This is a genomic window from Desulfobacter sp., assembly GCA_028768525.1.
Taxonomy (GTDB): Bacteria; Desulfobacterota; Desulfobacteria; order Desulfobacterales; family Desulfobacteraceae; genus Desulfobacter.
The window spans coordinates 2,326,462-2,347,744 of record CP054837.1 but is presented as its reverse complement, the minus strand read 5'-3'; the positions used below and the strand labels follow the sequence as shown (position 1 = coordinate 2,347,744).

The window sequence follows — 21,283 nt, the reverse complement described above, 5'->3', positions numbered from 1 at the left end:
TCCGGGGGCGTACCAAAAGAGCCCCTTTGCCCTGGACCCGGCCCAGATTTTTCCCTGCCCGTCCCGGGTCAGGGCGGTGATCACCCTGCCAGCGGAGCTGCCCGGTCCGGGGGGGAAGGGGCTGAGCATTCCTGTGTTGTCGTCATGGGCCAGAATTCCATTTCCCCAGGTGCCGGCCAGGAGGGTGGTGCCCATGGGCAGTAGTGTGTGGATATCCATGGCGCCGGTGCCCCGGAGAGGGGGGCTGGTGTATCTGCGGCAGTTGCCGTTCGGGTCTAACCGGCTCAGGCCGTGGTACCAGGCACCCACCCAGAGGCCGCCCCGGGCGTCGCCGGACAGGGCATGTATGGATTGGATGCCCCGGCAGGTATTTTTCTCTGTGCTTTCATAAATTTCAAAGGCGGTATAGGGCAGGCTCAGCCGGTCCACCCCGCCGCCCCGGGTGCCCACCCATAGAACCCCGGACCGGTCTTCCATGAGGCAGCGGATATCGTTATGGGAGATACTGTCCCGACGTCCGGGCCGCCTGATGAATTGTTGCCATCTGCCCCTGTTTTCATCCAGAAGATAGAGTCCCCGGTTCAGTGTCCCTACCCAGAGCCGGCTCCGGGAACCCCGGTGGAGAATATTCACCGGGGTGTGGTTTAATTCCGGCGGGGTCCAGCCGCTGGGGACGGGGCGGCTGAACGCTTCGGTGGCCGGGTCAAAGAGAAGCACTCCCTTTTCGGTCCCCACCCATAAGCGGCCCGAGGGGGCCGCCAGTAGCGCTCTGATCCTTGATGAATTTCCATGATCACCCGGGGCGTCATCCGCCTTTAAACCGGTTGGGAAAAAGGCCTGGATGGTGTCATTCTCCACATCCAGGCGGTTGAGCCCCCGGTCGGTGCCGATCCATAGGATGCCGTCGAAGGTTTCGGCCATGGCCCAGATCCGGTTGTTGGAAAGGCTGTTTTTCCCGCCGGTTAGGTACCGGATGAAATCCCCGCTCTCCGGCCTGAACCGGTTCAGCCCCCGGTTGAAGGTACCGGCCCATAATCTTCCCCTGCTGTCTTCAAACAGGGTCTGCACCCGGTCGCCTGACAGGCTTGAGGGCATGTCTTCATTATGGCGGTACCTGGTAATTGCCCCGGAGTCCGGGTGGATACGGTTCAGGCCGCCCCCCCAGGTACGGACCCATATATTCCCCTGCCGGTCCTCCAGTACACCGCCGGCGTCGTTATGGGATAGGGAGTTGGGATTTTTGGGGTCATGGCGGAAAATTTCCATGGCGGTGCCGTCGTATTTTACCACCCCGTTTCGTGTGCCGATCCAGATAAAACCGGTCCTGTCCTGGATAATTGAAAATACGGTGGTATGGGGCAGGCCGTGTTGCTGGTTGAGGCGGTGAAAATGGTAGTAGGGGTGCGGGGTGATGCCTGCACTGGCACCAGACCAGGCCCCGGTGACCAGGAAAGCAAGGATAAGAAAATGGATAAGGAGCCGGATTGAATGGCCGGGAAAAGCGACTTTTGTTTCCATTTTTATCGCCCTGGTTCGCATGGAGAATTTTATACCATGGTTCGTCCTGCAATGGCAAAAAAATCCCCATTTAATGGCGGGGGTAACATAAAATGCCGGATAGTGAATCTGTGCGGATAAAAGAGTATTTTTTGGGGTTGACACCTTTGTTAGGCTGTATTAAGACTGACCCCGAAATCAGGCCCAGAAGGGTTTGAAATAAAAAAGAGCAAAAAAATATAGATAATGACAAGGCCATGAAGGTCGGCGGAAGCAATTGTCCGCCTGCATTCATGGCCTTTTTTTATTGGAGAAAGCGCCGTTGTGATAGAAAAAGTCAGGCAGAACAGGGGGATGGGACTGGCCGTTCTTGGGGTAATGGTTGCGGCCATGGCCTGTTTATGCATGGGAATGGGGGCCAAGCCCATTGCACCGGCCCTGGTGGGAAAGACCCTGAGCGCACATATTTTCGGGGTGCCGGATATGGGGGCGATCCCCCCGGTCTACCATACCATCATTTGGAATATCCGCATGCCCAGGGCCCTGCTGGCCATCATGACGGGCATCTGTCTTGCGGCATCCGGGGCCGTTTTCCAGGGATGTTTTAAAAATCCCCTGGTGGAACCCTATATCCTGGGCATCTCTTCCGGGGCGGCCTTCGGGGCGGCTCTGGGGATTATTTTTCCTTCTTTTTTCATGTCCGTTCAGGTCCTGGCCTTCGGGTTCGGGTTCCTGGCCGTGGGCATGGCCTATACCATGGCCCGGTCCCGGGGGGAGACCCCCCTGGTGAGTTTGGTGCTGTCGGGGATTATCACCGGATCTGTATTTGCCGCCCTGGTGGGGATCATCAAATACCTGGCCCGGGATGAGGCCCTCAGGGAGATTGTATTCTGGCTCATGGGGGGATTCTACTATGCCGGGTGGCATGATGTCCGTCTGATCTGCCCCATAGCCCTGGGGGGATTTTTCATTCTCTGGGCCGCGGGATGGAAACTGAACATCCTTTCCATGGGGGATAGGGAGGCCAGGGCCCTTGGGGTTGACCCTGAAAAAAACAAATTGCTGCTCATCGGCCTGGCCACCCTGATGACCGCGGCGGCGGTCTCTTCGGTGGGGATCATTGCCTGGGTGGGGCTGATGATTCCCCATGCCGCAAGGATCATTTTCGGCCCGGACCACAGGGTGGTCCTGCCGGCCTCGGCACTGCTGGGGGCCCTTTACCTGTTGATCTGCGATACCATTGCCAGGAACCTGGCCCAGGCCGAGATTCCCATCGGCATCATTACCTCCCTGATCGGGGCCCCCTATCTTTTTTTCCTGGTGCGGACAGGGGGGCGGAATGTGTAGAGGAGAGAACCATGCTCAGTGTTGACCATCTTGAATATTCCTTTGGCAGGCGGCGGGTGCTGGAAGATATCAGTTTTACCGTGGACAAGGGGGAACTATGCGGCCTCTTCGGCCCCAACGGCTCCGGCAAGACCACCCTGTTCCAGTGCTGCCTGGGTTTTTTACGGCCGGACAGGGGACGGGTCCGGCTGGGGGGCAGGGACCTTAAGGAGATGAAGATCCGGGAGACCGCCCGCCAGGCCGCCTATGTGCCCCAGCACCATACCCCGCCCTTTCCCTACCGGGTGGATGAAATGGTGCTCATGGGACGCACCCCCCATATGAGCCGTTTCTACCGCCCCTCGGGCAGGGACAGGGCCGCAGCCCGGGCGGCCATGGAACGGGTGGGAATTTCGGATCTGGCCGGGGAATCCTATGACATTCTTTCCGGCGGGCAGCGGCAATTGGTGCTCATCGCCCGGGCCATTGCCCAGGAAACCGATTTTATCTTTCTGGACGAGCCCACCTCGGCCCTGGATTTCAGGAACCAGACAATGGTCTGGAACTGCCTCCGCCAGATCGCCGACCAGGGGACGGGCATTCTGGCCTGCAGCCATGACCCCAACCATGTGTCGTGGTTCTGTGATACCGCGGTGGTGCTCGGCCCTTCAGGGGTTGCGGCCAGGGGCGTTCCGGAAAAGGTGTTTTCCCAGGACCTTATGGATGAGATTTACGGCGGGGCCTGCGAGGTCTCCCGGGCAATGGATGTGAAAATTATACTTCCCAGCGGATTAACCCGGGGCCGGCGGGTCCCGGCAGGCTGAAAAGGAGAATTATGGAGCAAGTGATTGAACTGAACGCAGATACGGACTGGAACCGGGTCTGGGCCTCCCAGACCGAAATGTGGCGGCAATCCGCCGGAAAAAGCTGCAGGGAATTCTGGGCGGACGAGTCGTCTGCCCGGGTCTATGCGGAAAAGTCCAATACCAGCCATGAAAAACGGATCCTCAAGACGGTGGCGGGGCTGAACCTGAGTCCCCATGACCGGGTGCTGGATATCGGCGCAGGACCCGGAAACCTGGCACTGCCCATGGCGGAGATCTGCCGGTCCGTGACCACGGTGGAGCCCTCCCCGGGCATGAACCGGGTGATGGCCAAGAGCCTGGCCCAAAAGGGGATGGAGAATATCATCCGGGTGGAAAAGACCTGGGAGGAGGTGGATTTGGGCAGGGACCTTGATCCGCCCTATGACCTGGTCCTGGCCTCCATGTCCCTGGGCATGGCCGATATCCGGGGGGCGGTTGAAAAGATGAACCGGGTCTGCCGGGGCAGGGTGGTCCTTTTCTGGCATGCCGGCATCCCCGCCTGGGAGATCATGCCTAAGGCCTTGTGGCCCAAACTGTTCAACACCCAATACCATGGCGGACCCAAGAGTGATGTGCTCTTCCAGGTCCTTTACCAGGCCGGCATCTACCCTGAGGTTCAAACCTTTTCCAGCCGGTTCACGGAAGTCTTCCATGATATGGAGGCGGCCAAAAATTTTTATTTCAAGCGGTTTTCCTGCCTGATGCCCGAGCACGGCCCTGAACTGGAGTCCTTTCTTCAGGCCCATTGCGAGGCGACCACCGAGGGCCTTTCCCACGGGTTTGACCATACGGTGATGCGGTTTGAATGGCGGGTGAAGGAGGGTGAATATGAAGCGGTTTAAAATGGTGGGGCAGATGGGCCGGGCGCTTGCTGTACTGGCCCTGGCGGCGGTGTGTCTTTCAGGAATTGCCTTTGCTGACAGCCGGATCCCGGTGGTTGACTTTAGAGGAAAGACTGTCATGGTGCCCCAACGCATCCAGCGGGTGGTGACCATCAGCGACGGGATGGTGGAAGGGGTGATGACCCGGCTGGGGGTGGCCGACCGGATCGTGGGCCTTGGGTCGGCCTGTGTGCCCCGGACCTGGTCCTACGAGATACCCGGCCGGGACGGGGCCAGTTTTGTCTATAAGGAGGGCATGACCACCGTCACCCATCTCAACCCCCGGTTTAAGGAACTGCCCCTGGTGGCCCGGTCCGGAACCGGGATTAATTTTGAAACCGTGGCCGCGCTGGATCCCGATCTCATCATTGTGCGCACCGGTTCCTGTTCCCTCTGCCAGAGCAGGGATATCCTCGACAAGACCATCGGGCTTCTGGACGCCCTGGGGGTGCCCCTGGTGGTGCTCCACGGCCCCAATACCATGCCCGATCCCGGCATTGCATCCATTACAAGGGAAATCAATATTTTGGGGAAGGTGTTTCAAAAAGAGGATGAGGCCGGGGCGCTGGCTGCTTATCTGGAATCCTGGGTGGCCCTGGTCCGGGAGCGGACCGAGGGGATCCGGCCGGAAGACCGGAAAAAGCTGCTGCTCCTGGGGCTCTCCCCCAAGGCCAGGAGCCAGGGCGGGGCAGGGCATGTCAAGGGGGAGGATACCCTTCAGTCCTATTTTCTGGGCCAGGTGGTCCGGGCGGACAATGCCTACACCGGCCCCGGGGCCTGGAATATCCTGAATACCGAGCAGCTGCTGACCCTGGATCCCGACCTCATCGTCCTGGTGACGGCCTGGGGCTACCACCCCCCTGAAGAACTCTACCAGGCCCCCTATTACCAGGGGCTCCAGGAGATGCGGGCGGTGAAGAACAGGGCTGTGACCGTGCTGCCCTGGACCCCCTGCAATTGCGAAAAACGGCTGGAATACCCCATCGACATCATGGTTATGGCCAAGGCGGCCTACCCGGAACGGTTCCGGGATATCCGCCTGGATCAATGGCTGCTGGATTTTTATCAAAAGGTATACAAGGTCGATGCCGAAACCGCCGGGCAGCTTTTGTCACGGCAGTGGATGGACTGGACCCGGGAGGAATAAATGCAGGTGGAAAAAGAAAGAACAAGAGAAGAATACCAGGACCCGGCCCATACCGATCCGGCTCAGCAGGACCGGGCCAGGCAGGAATTTTTCAACCGGCGGGCCGCGGGCTGGCTGGACAACTTCTATAAAAATCCGGAAACAGGGAACCATGACCTGCACCGGGAAAAGATATGGGCAATTGTGGGCCGGCTGGCCCCTGAACCCGGTCACCGTATTCTGGACCTGGGATGCGGCAGCGGGGTGATGGTGCCCTATCTTCTGGAACGGCTGGGGCCGGAGGGCCGTCTGGCGGAGATGGACTACGCCCGGGAGATGATTGATGCCAACCGGGCCCTCCACCGGGACGGGCGGATTTCCTTTGAATGCACCCATGTGATGGATATGCCCTTTGGGGCGGCTGCCTTTGACCGGGTGATCTGTTTTGCCTGTTTCCCTCATTTCCAGGACCAGGCCGGTGCGGTTGAACGGATTGCAAAGGTACTCAAACCCGGGGGACGACTGGTAATCGCCCACCTCATGTCCTCCCAGGAGATTGCCGGCCACCACCGCGGCCACACCCCGGTTTCCCGGGACCAGTTGCCGCCCCTCCATTGCCTGGCCGGCTGGCTGGCGGACCAGGGGCTGAAGATAAGTGATTTTACGGACAGGCCCGGCTTTTATTGCCTGGCCGCCGTGAAGGGGCCGGACGGCCCCTAGTGGCAAGGGGGAAAACAGGCCAGGATCCTGGCAGATGCGCGGCCTGTTTTCCCCGGCCCTCCAGGGGAGGAAATTGAAGCATACCAGTTAATTTCCTTTCCTGTCAATTCCGCCCGCCGCCAGTGCCGGGGCGGGTTTGCAGTGAACCTATTATAAAAAAGGAAAGGAAATTCATGTTCAAGTCGATTTTCAGGGCGTCACGCCCGATTCTATGTATTGTTCTATTGCTCATCCTTGCCCCTCCGGCCTTTGCCGGGGAACCGGAGAGCCCGGCCGTCGACCTGGGAGAGGTGACGGTGATCGGCACCCAGCCGGGGGTGGATATTACGGCGGACAAGACCGTGATCCACATGGACCAGTTTGAAAAGCCGGGTTCCATTACCACCCTCACCGATGTGCTCACCGAAATCGGCGGGGTGGATGTCCAGCGCGCCAACGCCCTCATGGCCAGCCCCGGGGACGAAGTCTCCATCCGGGGGCTTAACGAGGGCCGGATGGTCATTGAGGTGGACGGCCGGCGGATCAACCATACCGGCCATATGGGCCGGTATATCGTGGACTGGTCCACCCTGACCCTGGACGATGTGGAAAAGATCGAGATCATCCGGGGCGGCCATTCCGTGCTCCACCCCTTTGCCATCGGCGGGGTGATCAATATCATTACCAAAAAGGGCGGGGCCGGGGATAAAAAAGTGGCCGGCCAGGTCAATCTGGGATACGGCCGGTACAATACCCGCAATGCATCCGCCTCTCTCAACGGCAGTGCCGGTTCCCATGTGGATTACCATTTTTCAGGGGGGCAGCAGGAGAGTGACGGATACCTGAAAAACAATTTTCAGAAAACCAAATCATTCAACGGCCATTTAAATTTCCACCTGCCTGAAGGGGCGGGATTGTCTTTGAATCTTAAACACTCCCAGGTGAATTACGGCATGCCCGTGGTCAATGATCCCAATGATCCGAATCCTGCCGTGGCCGCCCTTTACGACCCTGATTATCCGGTGTTTTCCAGGGGCTCGGACCAGCTGCGCCACCTGAATTGGCCCCAGCTTCCCGGCGGAGAGACCCCGGAATGGGACAAGGAAACCAACTACCTGGACGGCATCTTTACCCTGCCGGCAGGGCCGGGGGAATTGAAGGTCCACGGGTTCATCACCGACGGCCGGCGGGTGACCAGCCTTTACAGCAAGGCCGGTGCCTTTCAGGCGGACCAGTTTTCCGACGACAGGACCCGGGGCATCATCACCGAATACCGGGATGTGGATCTGTTTGACAACCATTCCTTCACCCTGGGCCTTGAATACCAGGAGCTGGGACAGCCCTCGGGCACCCGGACCATTTACCGGGTGAAGTCCGCCTATCTCCAGGATGTGGTCTCCCTGGGGGACAAATGGACCCTGACCCCTGGGGTGCGCTACTACCATGTGGACAAGGTCACATATAAATCCTGGATGGAAATGGGGTATGCCTCCATGCCGCCGGGCTGGCCCTTTTCCGTGGACAACAGCGGCAAAACCGAAACGGATTCGGATTTTTTCCCCAGCCTCAAGGTGGATTACAGGCTCACCCAGGACACCACCCTCTATGCGGCAGCCTCGCGTTCATACCGGCTGCCCTGCCCCTGAGATTACTATTGGTGGGCGCGGTGCGCCTCCGAAACCAACGCTTCACTTTCGCCTGAAACCGCTGTGGAATATGAAGTGGGCATGATCCAGAGCTGGGACCGTCTTCATTTCAGGGCGGCGGCCTGGTATTACGATATCCGTGATTTTATCAACGACAACGGCATTACCGCCCCCATGGCCGGGGCCGGATCCAACTGCCTCTACAATATTGATTCCGTGGAACTCTACGGCCTGGAAGTCGAAGCCTCCCTCCAGGTGAGCGAAAAATTCCGCATCACCGCTTCCTATGTCTTCCAGGAGCATGATATCAGCCAGACCGGGTTTGAACAGGACTGGACCTATTACCTGCCGGCCACCCTGCCCAAACACAAGGTGAAGGTGCTGGCGGCCTACGAAATCATTCCTGAGGGATGGATCCAGCTCAGCTCCCGGTTCGTGGGTTCCCGGGGCTCCCAGAAGGGGGCGGAACTCAACGATTATGCCGTCTGTGACCTGGGATTCAGGAAAGCATTCAGGCTGGGCGGGCTGGACTACGACCTCAACCTCTTTGCCGATAATATTACCGGCACCCGGTACGAGGAGATTGCCGGCTATCCCATGCCCAGGTATGTCTGGGGGATAACAATGGGGGTTTCATTTTAAAACCCAAAGCGGATGAATTCTGCTTCGGTCCATCGGGGGAACTGTTCCCCCGATGGTTTTTTTCAGCACCATCCGCGGATTACAGGGTGGTATGCCCCCTTAATGCAAATTTTTTTTTATCGACCCGATACAGGGCATAAGCCTTTTTTTTATCCTTTCCCAGAACGTAGTGATCCTGTTTAAACCCTCTTCCGCCGGATAAGAATTTTCCCAGTCGTATTTCCTCAAGGGCCTCATTCACTGAAATGATTTTATCATGAAGATGTTTCTCCGCCACGGGAAGGGACAATAGTTTTTTTTGGATAACATCAGATTCGGAATATCCCATGGTACCAAGAAGGGTTTTGGCCGATTGGAAATTTTTCATTGATAAATCCATTAAAAAGTCCATGACCCTGGCATGGCATTCTGTTTTTGGGCTGTATTTGTTTTTTGTAAAGAAGATAGAGATGGCAAGGATGACGGCTCTGAGGCACTTTCTTTTCGTGGGCGTGTCTATTGGCTTTTTTTCTGTCGCCAGGCCGATTTCAAGCAGGGTATCGAGGGCTTCCGGTCCCAGTTTGTATATCGAAATCGCTTTTGATTCGGCGTCTTCCCTGTTTTGCTTCACGTCCATCGCGTTCAGAATCTGGGTGATTTCTTTTTCCATACGCCACCATGTTATTTTTATTGGGTCCCCAGGATTATTTCCCGGCGAAGCGCTGTGTTATCTATAATAGCAAAATAGAGAATAGCAAAATAGAGGCCGCAAGACTATTTTTTTCATTAGCCGTGGTCAGATACATGGCCGGCGAAAAAGAGCCGTATATTAACCAGCACTTAAAGAGCCGCCCGGGATCCGTAATGTTCAGGCCCTGCCCATGGGAGGCAGATTCATGAGTAAACTCTCCTGTTTCAAGCTGACCTGGTTTTTGGTGACCTGGATCATATAGGAAACGGTATATATCAGGGTCCGGTTGACCAGATACCGCAGGGCAAAGCGCTGGGAACTGGAAAGGTGATTGAAGCCAAAGGCCGATATGGCCTTATCCACAAGCCGGGATGCCATGATGTGGATTTCCCTCTGGGTATCATCCAGGTCTCCGTCCCTGACGGTCCCCCATACCCCGGGGATGATATATGTATTGTCTTCCAACAGAAGCTTCGCCCTGTAAATCTTGAATATTTCGTTGGCGGTTTTGTCAATCATCTGTTCCAGAGGTTTGCTGATACTCAGCAGTTGCCTGGTATTATCCATGGCGCTTTTCCCTTTTTAAGATCAATTCGTTGCCTGGGGTCCGGAGCGGTGCGGCAAACGGCAAGAGAAAAATGAAGCCCGGCTTACACCCTGGCCCTGAATGTATAAATAAAAAGTAACACAATTCCACCACCCGGTCCAATGGGAATATCGGAACAGATCCTCTTCCGCAGCCTCGGGCACCCCAGCGGCCCGGCCACTTTGGGTTTGATTCAATCGGCGAATTGATGTAGACTTTGCTTTAATATAATATCGTAATCCAGATATCCAAATTCGGCGATCATAAGATTCATTTTCATATTAAGGCTTCTGGGCGGAACCACCACCGCAGCATTTTTTTTCATAGGGTTTTAATCATGCCGAAGGGCTTTGCCCTCTTTTCGTCGGGCAATGGATTGAATGTGTATCAAGAATCCTAAATACGATCATTCTTTTATTGGGAGGTTAGCATGGTAAGAAAGATGAGCCTCGGGGCGAAGCTGATGACAGCCTTTTTACTGGTGGGCCTGATTCCGTTTGCGGTCATCGGAACCGCAAGCTATTTAAAGTCGGCCAGGGCCCTGTCCGAACAGGCCTACGGCCAGCTCAGGGGAATGAGGGAGGTTAAAAAGGCTGAGATTTCCCGTTTTTTTGAGGAGCGCAAAGGGGATATGGGGGTGCTGGTTGAGACGGTTGATATCCTGAGGGAGGAGGCCATGGCCAAGCTCGCGGCGGTCCGGGAAATCAAAAAATCCCAGATTCAGTCCTTTTTCAAGGAGCGGATGGTGGATGCCCGGGTACTGTCCCGGGACCCTTATATACTGGAGGCCTACCAGGCGCTCCATGATTCCTTTGACCGGCTCGGCGGGGTCAAGGGCGGGCGGTTCAAGGGGCATACCAATGGAAAATATGATGCGCCCGGGGATTATCAGGCGGTCCATGACCGTTATTATCCCCATCTGGCCTATTATATGTCGCAATACGGGTATTACGATTTTTTCCTTCTGGACGCCGACCATGGGGCCGTCCTCTTTACCGTTACAAAGGAGGCGGACTTCGGCATTGATGCCGGTGCCCAGGCCTCTTCTCTCAAGGATGTCTGGTCCGCTGCCCTGAAAGGGGAGGTGGCCGTTTCCGATACCCGTCCCTATGCACCTTCCGCAGGGGCGCCGGCCCAGTTTGTGGCGGCGCCCATCCGGGACGGGGAAAGGATCATCGGTGTGGTGGCGCTCCAGATTTCCATTGATGCCATAAACCGGATCATGGCAGAGAGGGCCGGCCTGGGAGAGACGGGGGAGACCTATCTGGTCGGCCCGGACCGGCTCATGCGCAGCGACTCCTTCCTTGACCCAAAATTCCATTCGGTTGAGGCCTCCTTTGCCGATCCTGAAAAGGGAAAAGTTGAAACCGAGGCATCAATGGCGGCGCTGGCCGGAGATACCGGTTTTAAGGTCGTCCTTGACTACAACGGCAATCCCGTGCTCTCTTCTTATACCCCTTTGAGCATCGGAACCACCACCTGGGGGCTTTTAGCCGAGGTGGATGTGGCCGAGGCCTTCTGCCCAAAGGATGCATCCGGTGCCTATTTTTTTGAAAAATATACCCGGATGTACGGCTACTATGATCTCTTCCTTTTCAATCCGGACGGGTATGCCTTTTATACCGTGGCCCGGGAGGCAGATTACAGGACCAATTTCCTCAGGGGCAAATATGCGGATTCCGGCCTCGGCCGACTGGTCCGGAAGGTGCTGGAAACCGGTGAATTCGGGATGGCGGATTTTGCACCCTACGCCCCGAGCAACGGGCAGCCGGCCGCCTTTATCGCCCAGGCCGTGGTCCATGATAATCAGGTTGAGATGGTGGTGGGGCTCCAGCTCTCCCTTGGGGCCATCAACCGGATTATGCAGGAGAGGGAGGGAATGGGGGAAACCGGTGAGACCTATCTTGTGGGCAGCGACCTGCTCATGCGGTCGGACAGCTTCCTGGACCCCAAGGGCCATTCGGTTATGGCCTCCTTTGCCCATCCGGCTGCGGGCAGGGTGGATACCGAGGCCTCCCGGGAGGCCCTGTCAGGGAAAACAGGGGAGAAAATTCTCCTTGATTATAACGGGAATCCGGTGCTCTCCGCCTTTACCCCCCTTCAGGTCGGGGGGACCACCTGGGCCCTGATCGCAGAGATCGATAAGGCCGAGGCCTTTGCCCCGGCCGATTCCATCAGGCGGCTGACCCTGATTATTTCCTGCATCAGCCTTGCGGCCATTGCCGGTTTGGCTTTTCTCATCTCCAGGTCCATCAGCCGGCCCATTAACATGATCACCCTGGGCATGACCGAAGGGGCCGACCAGGTGGCTGCTGCCGCCGGCCAGGTCTCAGATTCCAGCCAGTCCATGGCTGAAGGCTCCTCCCAGCAGGCGGCCGCCATTGAAGAAACCTCTTCCTCCATGGAAGAGATGGCCTCCATGACCCGTCAGAATGCCCAGAATGCAGACCAGGCCGACAGAATCATGAAAGAGGCCAACCAGATGGTGGAAACCGCCAACCGGTCCATGTCGACCCTGACCCTTTCCATGGATGAGATATCCAGGGCCAGCCAGGAAACCTCAAAGATAATCAAAACCATTGATGAAATCGCTTTCCAGACCAACCTGCTCGCCCTGAACGCTGCCGTGGAGGCGGCCAGGGCAGGAGAGGCCGGTGCAGGGTTCGCCGTTGTGGCCGACGAGGTCAGAAATCTGGCCATGCGGGCGGCAGATGCGGCAAAGAATACCGCCGGCCTTATCCAGGGGACGGTAAAAAAAGTCGATGAAGGTTCCAGCCTCATGGCCGAGACCAATGATGCCTTCGGCAGGGTGGCCGACAGCACCTCAAAGGTCAATGCCTTTGTGGCTGAAATCGCCGTGGCCTCCCAGGAACAGGCCATGGGCATTGATAATGTCAATAATGCGGTATCTGAAATGGACCGGGTGGTTCAGCAAAATGCTGCCAATGCAGAAGAGTCCGCCGCTGCAGCCGAGGAGATGAATGCCCAGGCCGAGCAGCTCAGGGACTATGTCGGAGACCTTGCACTGCTGATTTCAGGGCAGAAAACAAGGGGGGCAAAGGGGGCTGCCCAGGGCATCCCCGCCTTGACCCGGGGGCAGAGACAGGCCCGCCTCCCCGGAAAAAAAACTGAGGCCTTGCCCCAGAAGGCAGATTCCATGGACGGGGAGTTTTAAGTGTTTTAAGAGGGGGCCGGCGGCCTTACCGCAGATGGTAACATATAAAGGGTATCTCTAATGATTAAGGATTTTGGTTTGAGTTCAAGGCATAGTAAAATTTTAACCGGAGGAATATCTTGAATATTTCGAGGATTAAAATTTTCCTGCAACGAAGAAATCGAAACAAAAGACGATTATTAGAGGTGGCCTAAAATATTGGCTGCTGTCAGGCCATGAATTGCTTTACCCAGGGGGTGGCAGGGCTGTGCAATAGGTCTTCAGAGCTGCCCTGCTGAACGATTCTGCCTTCGTTGAGCAGGAGTATTTGGGTGCCTGCGGCAAAGGCCTCTTCATGGTCGTGGGTGACGAAGATGGTGGTGATGTTCAGGGCCGACAGAATATCGGTGAGCTGGGAGAGCAGCCGCTTTCTCAGGACCCGGTCCAGGGCGCTCAAGGGTTCGTCAAGCATGAGCAGTTCAGGCCCCGGGGCCAGGGTGCGGGCCAGGGCCACCCGCTGGCGTTCCCCGCCGGAAAGTTCGTCCACCCTGCGGGTCTCCAGGCCTTTGAGGCCGGTGAGGTCCAGCATTTGGTTTACCCGTTTGTCCTGGGCGGACCTGGATTCCTTTTTCATTTTAAGGCCGAAGGCGATGTTTTCAAACACGTTGAGGTGGGGGAAAAGGGCGTATTCCTGGAACATGAGGCCGAAATTCCGCTTATGGGGCGGCAGGCCGATGATGGATCTGCCGTTGAACCGGATGCGGCCCCGGTCCGGGGATACCAGGCCGGCGATGAGCCTCAGCAAAGTGGTTTTCCCGCTGCCCGAGGGGCCCAGCACGGATAGTTTGCTTCCCCGGGGCAGGCTGAGGTCCAGGGGGCCCATCACCGGTGTGCCGTCTTCTTCGGTAACCAGAATATCTTCAATGACGAGTTGGTCTTCCATATTAAATCCCTTCGGCGTTGCCGGGTCTCAGGTTTTCTATGATGATAAAGCCCAGGGCCGTGGCGGCCATGAGAATGGTGGACACCGCCATGGCCTGGCCGTAGTTCATGGCGCCGGGCTGGCCCAGGAACCGGTAGATGGCAATGGGGATGGTGGGGGTGGTGGGCGGCGCCGCAAAAATGGTGGCCCCGAATTCCCCCAGGCTGATGGTAAAGGCAAATACCGCCCCGGCCACCAGTGACCTGGACATCAGGGGCAGGTCGATGTGCCGCAATACCTTCAGGGGAGATGCCCCCAGCATGGCCGCGGCCTCTCCCATTTGGGCCGGGATGGTCCTCAGGGCCGGCAGCAGGGCGCGGAGTACAAAGGGGAATCCCACCAGGGCGTGGACCAGGGGGATGAGAAAGGGGGAGGTCCTCAGGTTCAGGGGCGGATGGTCCAGGGTGATGATGATGCCGAATCCCAGGGTCACGGCGGATGTGGACAGGGGCAGCATGAACAGGGGATCGAAAAAGGCCGCCAGCCGGCTCTTGATATGCCGGTCGGCATGGGTGATGAACAGGGCGGCGCATACCCCGGCCACCAGGGCAATGGCCAGGGCCCCGGCCGCAAAGATAAAAGAGTATTGAACCGCCTGGAAGGGCGGCACGTAAAATACCGAGTCCGTGGTGTTTTCAAATATGGCCCGGTAATAGGCCAGGGAAAAATCTCCGTTGTGGACCAGGGAGCTTGCCGCCAGGGAAACCATGGGCATCACGCAGACAATGATAATGAAGAGGGCGGTGCCGGCCACCAGGGATTTTTCCCAGGGCCGTTCCGGCGGTTTCAGCCGGATCTCCCCGGCCTTGGGGATGAATTGGGCCGCCCTTTTGCTGAATCTTGTGTACAGGCTCATGAGCCCGAAGGTGAAAACGATCTGCACCAAAGAGAGAAAGGAGGCCAGGGGCAGGTTGAACAGATGGGCGGCCTGGCGGTAAATTTCGGCTTCAATGGTGGCGTAACCCGGCCCTCCCAGGATGAGGATGATGCCGAAGGAGGAAAAACAAAAGATGAAGACCAGCAGGGCCCCGGCCCAAATTGCCGGCCTGAGCAGGGGCAGGGTTACATGGAAAAAGGCCTGGGCCGGGGAGGCCCCCAGCATGGCCGCCGCTTCCCGGATCTCCCCCTGGAGACTTGTCCAATAGCCGGTGATGATCCGGAGCATGACTGAAAAATTGTAAAAAACATGGGCCAGGAGGATCAGGGCCAGGGGATGGCGGATCTCGCCGATCCATCCGGTCCGGCCGAAACAGGACTCCAGGGCCGCTGCCACCACCACCGCCGGCAGCACAAAGGGGATGGAGGCCAGCAGGCGCAATGTCTTTTTAAACCTGAATTCGTAATTGGCCATGGCAAAGGCGGCGGGCAGGGCACAGGCCAGGGTCAGAAGGGTGGAGAGGGCCGCCTGCCAGAAGGTGAACCAGATGATTTTCATCATCCGGGCCGACCCCAGTACCTGGTCCAGGAAGAGAAGGTTCACCTCCCCTTTGGGGAAAAAGCTTTTAAGGAAAATTCCCGACAGGGGATAAAAATAAAAGACCAGGAAAAACAGGGCCGGCACAAGGCCGGCCAGAAAATAGGGATGGGTGTAAATCTGTTTTTTCACAAGCTTGCTTCGCTATAATAAAGCTTCTGTCCATTCCCGGATCCACCGGTCCCGGTGTTTATCCATGAGTTCCGGGTCCAGCCGGGCCGGGTCGCCGGTGATCCGGGCATGGTCGGTGAATACTTTGGGCAGAGCCGCTTTGGTGTTGGACGGAAAGACGAACATCTGCAGGGGGATGTCTTCCTGGAACCGGGGGGAGAGGATGAAATCCATGGCCTTTTTGGCCAGATCCTGGCTGGCACTGTTTTTAAGGATACCGGCAAATTCCACCTGCCTGAAGGCGGAACCATTATCGATCACCACCCCGGTGGGGGCCTGATCCGGTTTGGTCTCCGCATAAAAAACTTCGGCCGCCGGGCTGGAGGCATAGGAGACCACGATGGGCCGGTCCCCCTTGGAGGCAGCGGTGAAATGGCCCCAATAGGCTTCCTTCCACCCGTTGACGATGAGAAGATCATTGGTCTTTAATTGTTTCCAATAGTCGATGTAACCTTTTTCGCCGAAGCGGCTGACGGTGGCCAGCAGGAAGGCCAGGCCCGGTGAGGAGGTGGCCGGGTTCTGGACCACGGTGAGTCCTTTGTAAACCGGGTTGACCAGGTCTTCAAGGCCTTTGGGCGGTTCAATCTTGCGGGTCTTGAACCATTGGATGTCGTAGTTGAGGCAGACATCCCCGAAATCCACGGGCACCAGCCGGTGCTTCGGATCCATCAGGAGTTCCGGTGCCAGGTTCGCCAGCACTTTTGGGGCGTAGGGAATGAATATATCTTCGTCCAGGGCCCGGCTGAAAAAGGTGTTGTCCACCCCGTAGAATATGTCGGCCAGGGGATTGTTTTTTGAAAGGATGGCCTTGTTCAACGCCTCGCCTGCGTCCCCGGACCGAAGGATCACCACCCTGGCGCCCAGGGCTTTTTGAAAGTCCGCCAGCACCGGCTTGCTGATGCTGAAACTGTCGTGGGTCATGATGGTGATTTGCTTTTCAGCGGCCTGGACCGGGGATATTATCCAGACCAGGGAAATGAGAATCAGGCAGAAGTATTTTAATTTCATGTATGCTCCTTAATTAATTATAGGATTTCGGAGAGGGCCTGGGTATCGGTGGCAAACCGGGCAAATCCGTCCCGGTCCGCACCGGCCGAAGCCAGGCCCGCCAGGCCTTTTTCAAGTTCCTCCCGGCCCGAAGCCAGGGAGAGGCGGATAAAATGTCTGTTTTCGGCGCCGATGCTGCCGAAGGATGATCGGTCCAGCACCGCCACCCCGTGGGCATAAAGGGTGAACATCTGGAAAAGGCCGGAGACCGAGGTGCGCTGTTTCAGTTCTTCGGGGAGGCGGTCAAAGGCGTCGATCACCCCCAGGGATTCACAGAGTTCCGAGATATTAGGGAAGGCGTAAAAGGCACCTTTTGGAAGCTGGCAGCGGATGCCGGGGATCTGGTTCAATGTGCTTACCACCAGGTCCCGGCGGCGTTGAAAGGCCGAGGTCATATGTTCCATCCAGGCACGGCTCTCCGGGTGTTCCATAGCGGCCCTGGCCCCCTCCTGATTGTAGGGGGGGATGCAGGAAAAATAGTTGATGTTCAGCTGTTTAAACCCCTGGGCCTCCGCTGCCGTGGGTGTGACGATATAGCCGATGCGGCCGCCGGTCCATGCAAAGGATTTGGAAAAACCCGAGGCAATGAGGGTGCGTTTCTCCATGCCCGGCACCGAGGCGATGGATGCATGGACGGCCCCGTCAAAGATGATGTTTTCGTAGATTTCATCGGAGTATACCCGCACATCCCTGCCGCAATTGGAGAGGATCACTTCTGCGATTTCTTCAAGCAGTTTTCTGTCCGCCACCCCTCCGGTGGGGTTGGAGGGGAAGTTGAGGATTATAAGTTTGGTCCTGGGGGTGATCAGGTCCCGCAGCTGATCCGCACCAAAGGTGAAGTTTTCCGATTCCTCCAGGTGGAGGGGGACGGGCACGGCCCCGAAATAGGCCACCATGGATTCGTAAATGGGGAAGCCCGGGCTGGGGTAAATGATTTCATCGCCTGGGTTGCAGTAGAGCTGCTGGGTAAAGGCGATGGCGGGTTTCCCCCCTGGGAAGACACAGACCTGGTCCGCTGAAATATCCAGTCCCCGGGTCTCGCCGACCTGGGTTGCGATGGCTTGACGAAGGGAGGCCAGCCCCATGGGGTCGCAGTATTTGGTATTGCCGGCCCGCAGATGAAAAATCACCTCGTCCAGTACCCAGTCCGGCGGGGTAAAGTCGGGTTCGCCCAGGTTCAGTCGGACCACTGGGGTGCCTGAGGCTTCCACCCGGGAAATATGGGGGCCGATTTTAAATGCGTTTTCCGTGCCTATAATGCGGGTTCTATCAGAGTACAATGCCATGATACCGTCCTTATTTAAAGGGAGAGTGCCCGGCCGGCGGGCATTGCTGCCGGCCGGGGCCTATTCTACCTTCTGTCCGGCCAGATATCAACGGACATTTCAGAGAGTTTGTACTTCTGGATCTTGCCCGAGGCGGTCATGGGATATTCATTGAGGAAATGGACGTACCTGGGAATTTTATACCGGCTGATCTTGCCCCGGCAGAAATCGCTGACATCGCTGGGCTCAAGGTCGGCCCCCTCCTTGAGGATGACAAAGGCGCCGACTTCCTCCCCGTATTTTTTACTGGGGACCGCGGCCACCTGTACATCCAGGATTTCGTCCATGCGGTAGAGAAATTCCTCGATTTCCTTGGGATAGATGTTTTCCCCGCCCCGGATGATCATATCCTTGTGGCGGCCGGTGATGGAGAGGTTGCCCGCCCCGTCCATGACGCCCAGGTCGCCGGAGTGGAGCCAGCCGTCCTTGTCAATGGCTTCGGCCGTGGCCTCGGGGTTGTTATAATAGCCCTTCATCACATTGTAGCCCCGGCAGCAGACCTCGCCCTGGCTGCCGGCGGGCAGCACTTCGCCGGTTTCAGGGTTCACCACCTTGACCTCGATATGGGGCAGGGGCCGGCCCACGGTTTCCACCCGCACCCGTATATCGTCGTCGATGCGGGTGTAGGTCATCACCGGAGAGGCCTCGGTGAGGCCGTAGCAGATGGTGATGTCGGTCATGTTCATCTTGTCGATGACCTGCTCCATGACGTGGACCGGGCAGTTGGACCCGGCCATGATCCCGGTGCGCAGGGAGGAAAAGTCGAATTTATTGAACATGGGGTGGTCCAGCACGGCGATGAACATGGTGGGTACCCCGTAGAGGGCGGTGCACTTTTCCTGTTCCACCGAGGCCATGATCAGAAGGGGGTCGAAGCCTTCCAGGACCACCATGCAGGTACCGTGGTTCACGGCGGCCAGCACCCCGAGCACGCAGCCGAAGCAGTGGAACAGGGGCACGGGCAGGCAGACCCGGTCGTTTTCCGTGAAATTCTGGTTGGCCCCGATCCAGTACCCGTTGTTGCCGATGTTATAATGGGTGAGCATGACGCCCTTGGGAAAGCCCGTGGTGCCCGAGGTGTACTGCATGTTGACCACCTCGTGGGGATCCAGGGATGCCTGGCGGGCCTCATAGTCCTCATCGCTGACCATCACGGACAGCGACCGGATCTCGGGAATGGTGTACATGCCCCGGTGTTTTTCAGGGCCCAGGAAGGCCACCCGTTTGAGGTGGGGAAATTTTTCGGATTTAAGGTGGCCCCGCTGACAGGTTTTCAGTTCCGGCACCAGTTCGTAGACGGTATTGATGTAATCGGTGTCCTGGAATCCGTCGATTAAAAAGAGGTTTTCGGTTTCCGAATGGGTGAGCAGGTATTCCAGTTCCGCTGTTTTATAGTTGGTGTTCACCGTGAGCAGCACCGCCCCGATTTTTGCCGTGGCAAACTGCAGGGTGACCCAGAAGGGGATGTTGGTGGCCCAAACCGCCACTTTTTCACCCTTTTTCACGCCCAGTGCCATGAGGCCCTTGGCGGTTTCGTCCACCACCCGGGCAAATTCTTTGTAAGTCAGCCTGAAATCCCGGTCCACGTATACAATGGCCGGGTTGTCGGGGAATCGTTCAACGGTGCGGTCCAGGATCTGTCCCAGGGTCAGGTCCTGCAATGCCTGGATCTTGTCTGATGTTTTTTCGTCCATCTTGGTTGTTTTCGCCCCCTTATTCCGGAATATAGATCACGGCATGGATTTCTGCTTTTTCCTCACCGGCACAGGATACATAGTGGGGAACGATGGAGTTGTAATAGACGGAATCCCCGGCGTTGAGGATGTGGATTTTGTTGCCGTAGATTACCTCTATTGAACCGGAGATGACGGCGATAAACTCTTCCCCTTCATGGGAGGAAAGGGTTTTGTCCTTGGCCGATTCCGGCAGGATTTCCACGAAAAAGGGCTCCATGTGCCGGTCTGTCTTGCCCTTGCCCAGGGCATAGAAATTCAGGGCCGTGGCCTTGTTTTTGCCGGCCAGTACTGAAAATTCGGCCTCCCGCTCTGCCTGGCGGACAATATAGGGATCGCTGGATTCCTGGTCATCCAGAAAGGTGCCCAGGCGGACGCCCAAAGCCCTGGCGATTTTCATCAATGGACCCAGCGGGGGATATACATCCTCATCCAGCATGGTTTTGATAAATTCTGCATCCAGGCCGGTGGTGTCGGCCAGGCCCTGGATATCCATTCCCCGTTTTTCCATGAACGATAAAATCCGCTGGTTTACTTTTCCGGTCTGCATAACTCCTCCCCATTGGTTATAAAAAAATTTATCCTATAATATATGGACACTTCTTTGTCAAAATTTATCATTGTGGTATTATGGATATCTTTTGTAGAGTCGGGAAATAAATAAAAATCAAGTCAGGCAGGCAAGTCATGAAAAAAATTAAGGTGGAAATAAAGGCCGAGTTCATTGTGCCGGATGACTGGGAGGTGATTGAACATGTCCCGGATCCGGAATTCCCCGAGGATATCCGGCGGGTGTTGAAAATCGACGATAATTTTTATGATTTTTTCCCGGAGTGCCTGGTGAAGATAGAGGATCCGGAACTGGTGATCTGGTCGGCGGATGAGGGGCGCACAGAAGATATCATTGACTGCATGAACAGCTTTCAGGTGGATATCAAAGAAGAGGGCTGATCCGTGGCGGGGCCGGTTAAAAATGACATTTTTGTATGGCCGGCCGGCAGATTTGGGGTGTTGCAGCAAGGCGAAAATACGAAAAAATAATCTTTCAAAATTGTCTTAACCATTTGAATTTAATTAAAATATAAAATTTCTCTTGATGTTTGAAAAGGGGCGGGATATGGTTATTCATCTGCCAATTTCAATCAAGGAGGAGTGATGGAGAAAATAATCTGCCCCGACTGCGGGAAAGAATTCAGTTCCATTACCGCTGCCGCCGCTGCCTGTCCGTTCTGCAATCCCGAACAGAAAAAGGAGTTGAAACCGGAACTGTCTGACACCGATTATCAGTACCTGAACCAAAGGGATTTTTCCGTCCCTGAAAATTATCCCGGATACTGATTTCAGCCGGAATCCCGGCCATTCCCTTATTATCATAAAAATGCCCTGAAATTTCCATTTTCCTTTCAGGGCATTTTTTGTGTCTGCCTGTCTTTGACCGTCACTTCTTTAATCAAGAAA

The 21,283-nt window shown here is 56.6% G+C and carries 18 protein-coding genes and 3 pseudogenes; 10 read left to right on the top strand and 11 right to left on the bottom strand.

Annotated elements, in window-relative coordinates; all coding sequences use genetic code 11:
- Positions 1–435 precede the first annotated feature (435 nt).
- The 3 pseudogenes from HUN04_10765 to HUN04_10755 form a co-directional block, all read right to left on the bottom strand.
- A pseudogene (locus HUN04_10765) lies at positions 436–921 on the bottom strand (hypothetical protein).
- Between the two features lie 93 nt (positions 922–1,014).
- Positions 1,015–1,266 (bottom strand): annotated as a pseudogene (locus HUN04_10760) (hypothetical protein).
- 27 nt (positions 1,267–1,293) lie between these two features.
- A pseudogene (locus tag HUN04_10755) lies at positions 1,294–1,539 on the bottom strand (hypothetical protein).
- Between the two features lie 312 nt (positions 1,540–1,851).
- Here HUN04_10755 and HUN04_10750 point away from each other — a divergent pair.
- The 7 genes from HUN04_10750 to HUN04_10720 all read left to right on the top strand — a co-directional run bounded on the left by HUN04_10750 (position 1,852) and on the right by HUN04_10720 (position 8,683).
- On the top strand, positions 1,852–2,844 hold the full coding sequence (locus HUN04_10750; protein WDP93249.1) for an iron ABC transporter permease: 993 nt from the start codon (positions 1,852–1,854) through the stop codon (positions 2,842–2,844).
- A gap of 11 nt (positions 2,845–2,855) precedes the next feature.
- The gene (locus tag HUN04_10745; protein WDP90156.1) at positions 2,856–3,647 is read left to right on the top strand and encodes an ABC transporter ATP-binding protein; all 792 of its coding nucleotides are present in this window, start codon (positions 2,856–2,858) and stop codon (positions 3,645–3,647) included.
- An 11-nt stretch (positions 3,648–3,658) separates the two neighbouring features.
- Complete coding sequence (locus tag HUN04_10740; protein ID WDP90155.1) at positions 3,659–4,531, top strand: class I SAM-dependent methyltransferase; 873 nt, start codon at positions 3,659–3,661, stop codon at positions 4,529–4,531.
- Positions 4,532–4,544: 13 nt separating this feature from the next.
- On the top strand, positions 4,545–5,717 hold the full coding sequence (locus HUN04_10735) for an ABC transporter substrate-binding protein (GenBank protein WDP93248.1): 1,173 nt from the start codon (positions 4,545–4,547) through the stop codon (positions 5,715–5,717).
- Positions 5,718–6,416 (top strand): methyltransferase domain-containing protein, encoded by a 699-nt coding sequence (locus HUN04_10730; GenBank protein WDP90154.1) that lies wholly within the window; start codon positions 5,718–5,720, stop codon positions 6,414–6,416.
- 173 nt (positions 6,417–6,589) lie between these two features.
- Positions 6,590–8,041 carry a TonB-dependent receptor gene (locus HUN04_10725; GenBank protein WDP90153.1) on the top strand — a complete coding sequence of 484 codons (1,452 nt, stop codon included), beginning with the start codon at positions 6,590–6,592 and terminating at the stop codon, positions 8,039–8,041.
- Positions 8,042–8,104: 63 nt separating this feature from the next.
- A complete protein-coding gene (locus HUN04_10720) occupies positions 8,105–8,683 on the top strand; it encodes a TonB-dependent receptor (protein WDP90152.1) in 579 nt (192 codons plus the stop codon).
- Positions 8,684–8,762: 79 nt separating this feature from the next.
- Here HUN04_10720 and HUN04_10715 read toward each other — a convergent pair whose 3' ends face one another.
- Positions 8,763–9,332 carry a hypothetical protein gene (locus tag HUN04_10715; protein ID WDP90151.1) on the bottom strand — a complete coding sequence of 190 codons (570 nt, stop codon included), beginning with the start codon at positions 9,330–9,332 and terminating at the stop codon, positions 8,763–8,765.
- A 198-nt stretch (positions 9,333–9,530) separates the two neighbouring features.
- Positions 9,531–9,920 carry a hypothetical protein gene (locus tag HUN04_10710; GenBank protein WDP90150.1) on the bottom strand — a complete coding sequence of 130 codons (390 nt, stop codon included), beginning with the start codon at positions 9,918–9,920 and terminating at the stop codon, positions 9,531–9,533.
- Between the two features lie 449 nt (positions 9,921–10,369).
- Here HUN04_10710 and HUN04_10705 point away from each other — a divergent pair, with 449 nt between their 5' ends.
- Positions 10,370–13,114 (top strand): hypothetical protein, encoded by a 2,745-nt coding sequence (locus HUN04_10705; protein ID WDP90149.1) that lies wholly within the window; start codon positions 10,370–10,372, stop codon positions 13,112–13,114.
- Between the two features lie 208 nt (positions 13,115–13,322).
- Here the strand turns inward: HUN04_10705 and HUN04_10700 are convergent, their stop codons facing one another.
- The 6 genes from HUN04_10700 to HUN04_10675 form a co-directional block, all read right to left on the bottom strand.
- Positions 13,323–14,036 carry an ABC transporter ATP-binding protein gene (locus tag HUN04_10700; protein WDP90148.1) on the bottom strand — a complete coding sequence of 238 codons (714 nt, stop codon included), beginning with the start codon at positions 14,034–14,036 and terminating at the stop codon, positions 13,323–13,325.
- 1 nt (position 14,037) lies between these two features.
- Entirely contained in the window at positions 14,038–15,681 is a 1,644-nt protein-coding gene (locus HUN04_10695) for an iron ABC transporter permease (GenBank protein WDP90147.1), read from the bottom strand.
- A gap of 12 nt (positions 15,682–15,693) precedes the next feature.
- Complete coding sequence (locus HUN04_10690; protein ID WDP90146.1) at positions 15,694–16,728, bottom strand: thiamine ABC transporter substrate-binding protein; 1,035 nt, start codon at positions 16,726–16,728, stop codon at positions 15,694–15,696.
- A gap of 17 nt (positions 16,729–16,745) precedes the next feature.
- Positions 16,746–18,053: an aminotransferase class I/II-fold pyridoxal phosphate-dependent enzyme gene (locus tag HUN04_10685; protein WDP90145.1), complete on the bottom strand. Its 1,308-nt coding sequence runs from the start codon at positions 18,051–18,053 to the stop codon at positions 16,746–16,748.
- Positions 18,054–18,118: 65 nt separating this feature from the next.
- On the bottom strand, positions 18,119–19,786 hold the full coding sequence (locus tag HUN04_10680) for an AMP-binding protein (protein ID WDP90144.1): 1,668 nt from the start codon (positions 19,784–19,786) through the stop codon (positions 18,119–18,121).
- Positions 19,787–19,805: 19 nt separating this feature from the next.
- Positions 19,806–20,375 (bottom strand): cupin domain-containing protein, encoded by a 570-nt coding sequence (locus HUN04_10675; GenBank protein ID WDP90143.1) that lies wholly within the window; start codon positions 20,373–20,375, stop codon positions 19,806–19,808.
- 137 nt (positions 20,376–20,512) lie between these two features.
- Here HUN04_10675 and HUN04_10670 point away from each other — a divergent pair, with 137 nt between their 5' ends.
- Complete coding sequence (locus HUN04_10670; GenBank protein WDP90142.1) at positions 20,513–20,776, top strand: hypothetical protein; 264 nt, start codon at positions 20,513–20,515, stop codon at positions 20,774–20,776.
- 204 nt (positions 20,777–20,980) lie between these two features.
- Complete coding sequence (locus HUN04_10665) at positions 20,981–21,163, top strand: hypothetical protein (GenBank protein ID WDP90141.1); 183 nt, start codon at positions 20,981–20,983, stop codon at positions 21,161–21,163.
- The last annotated feature ends 120 nt before the right edge of the window (positions 21,164–21,283 follow it).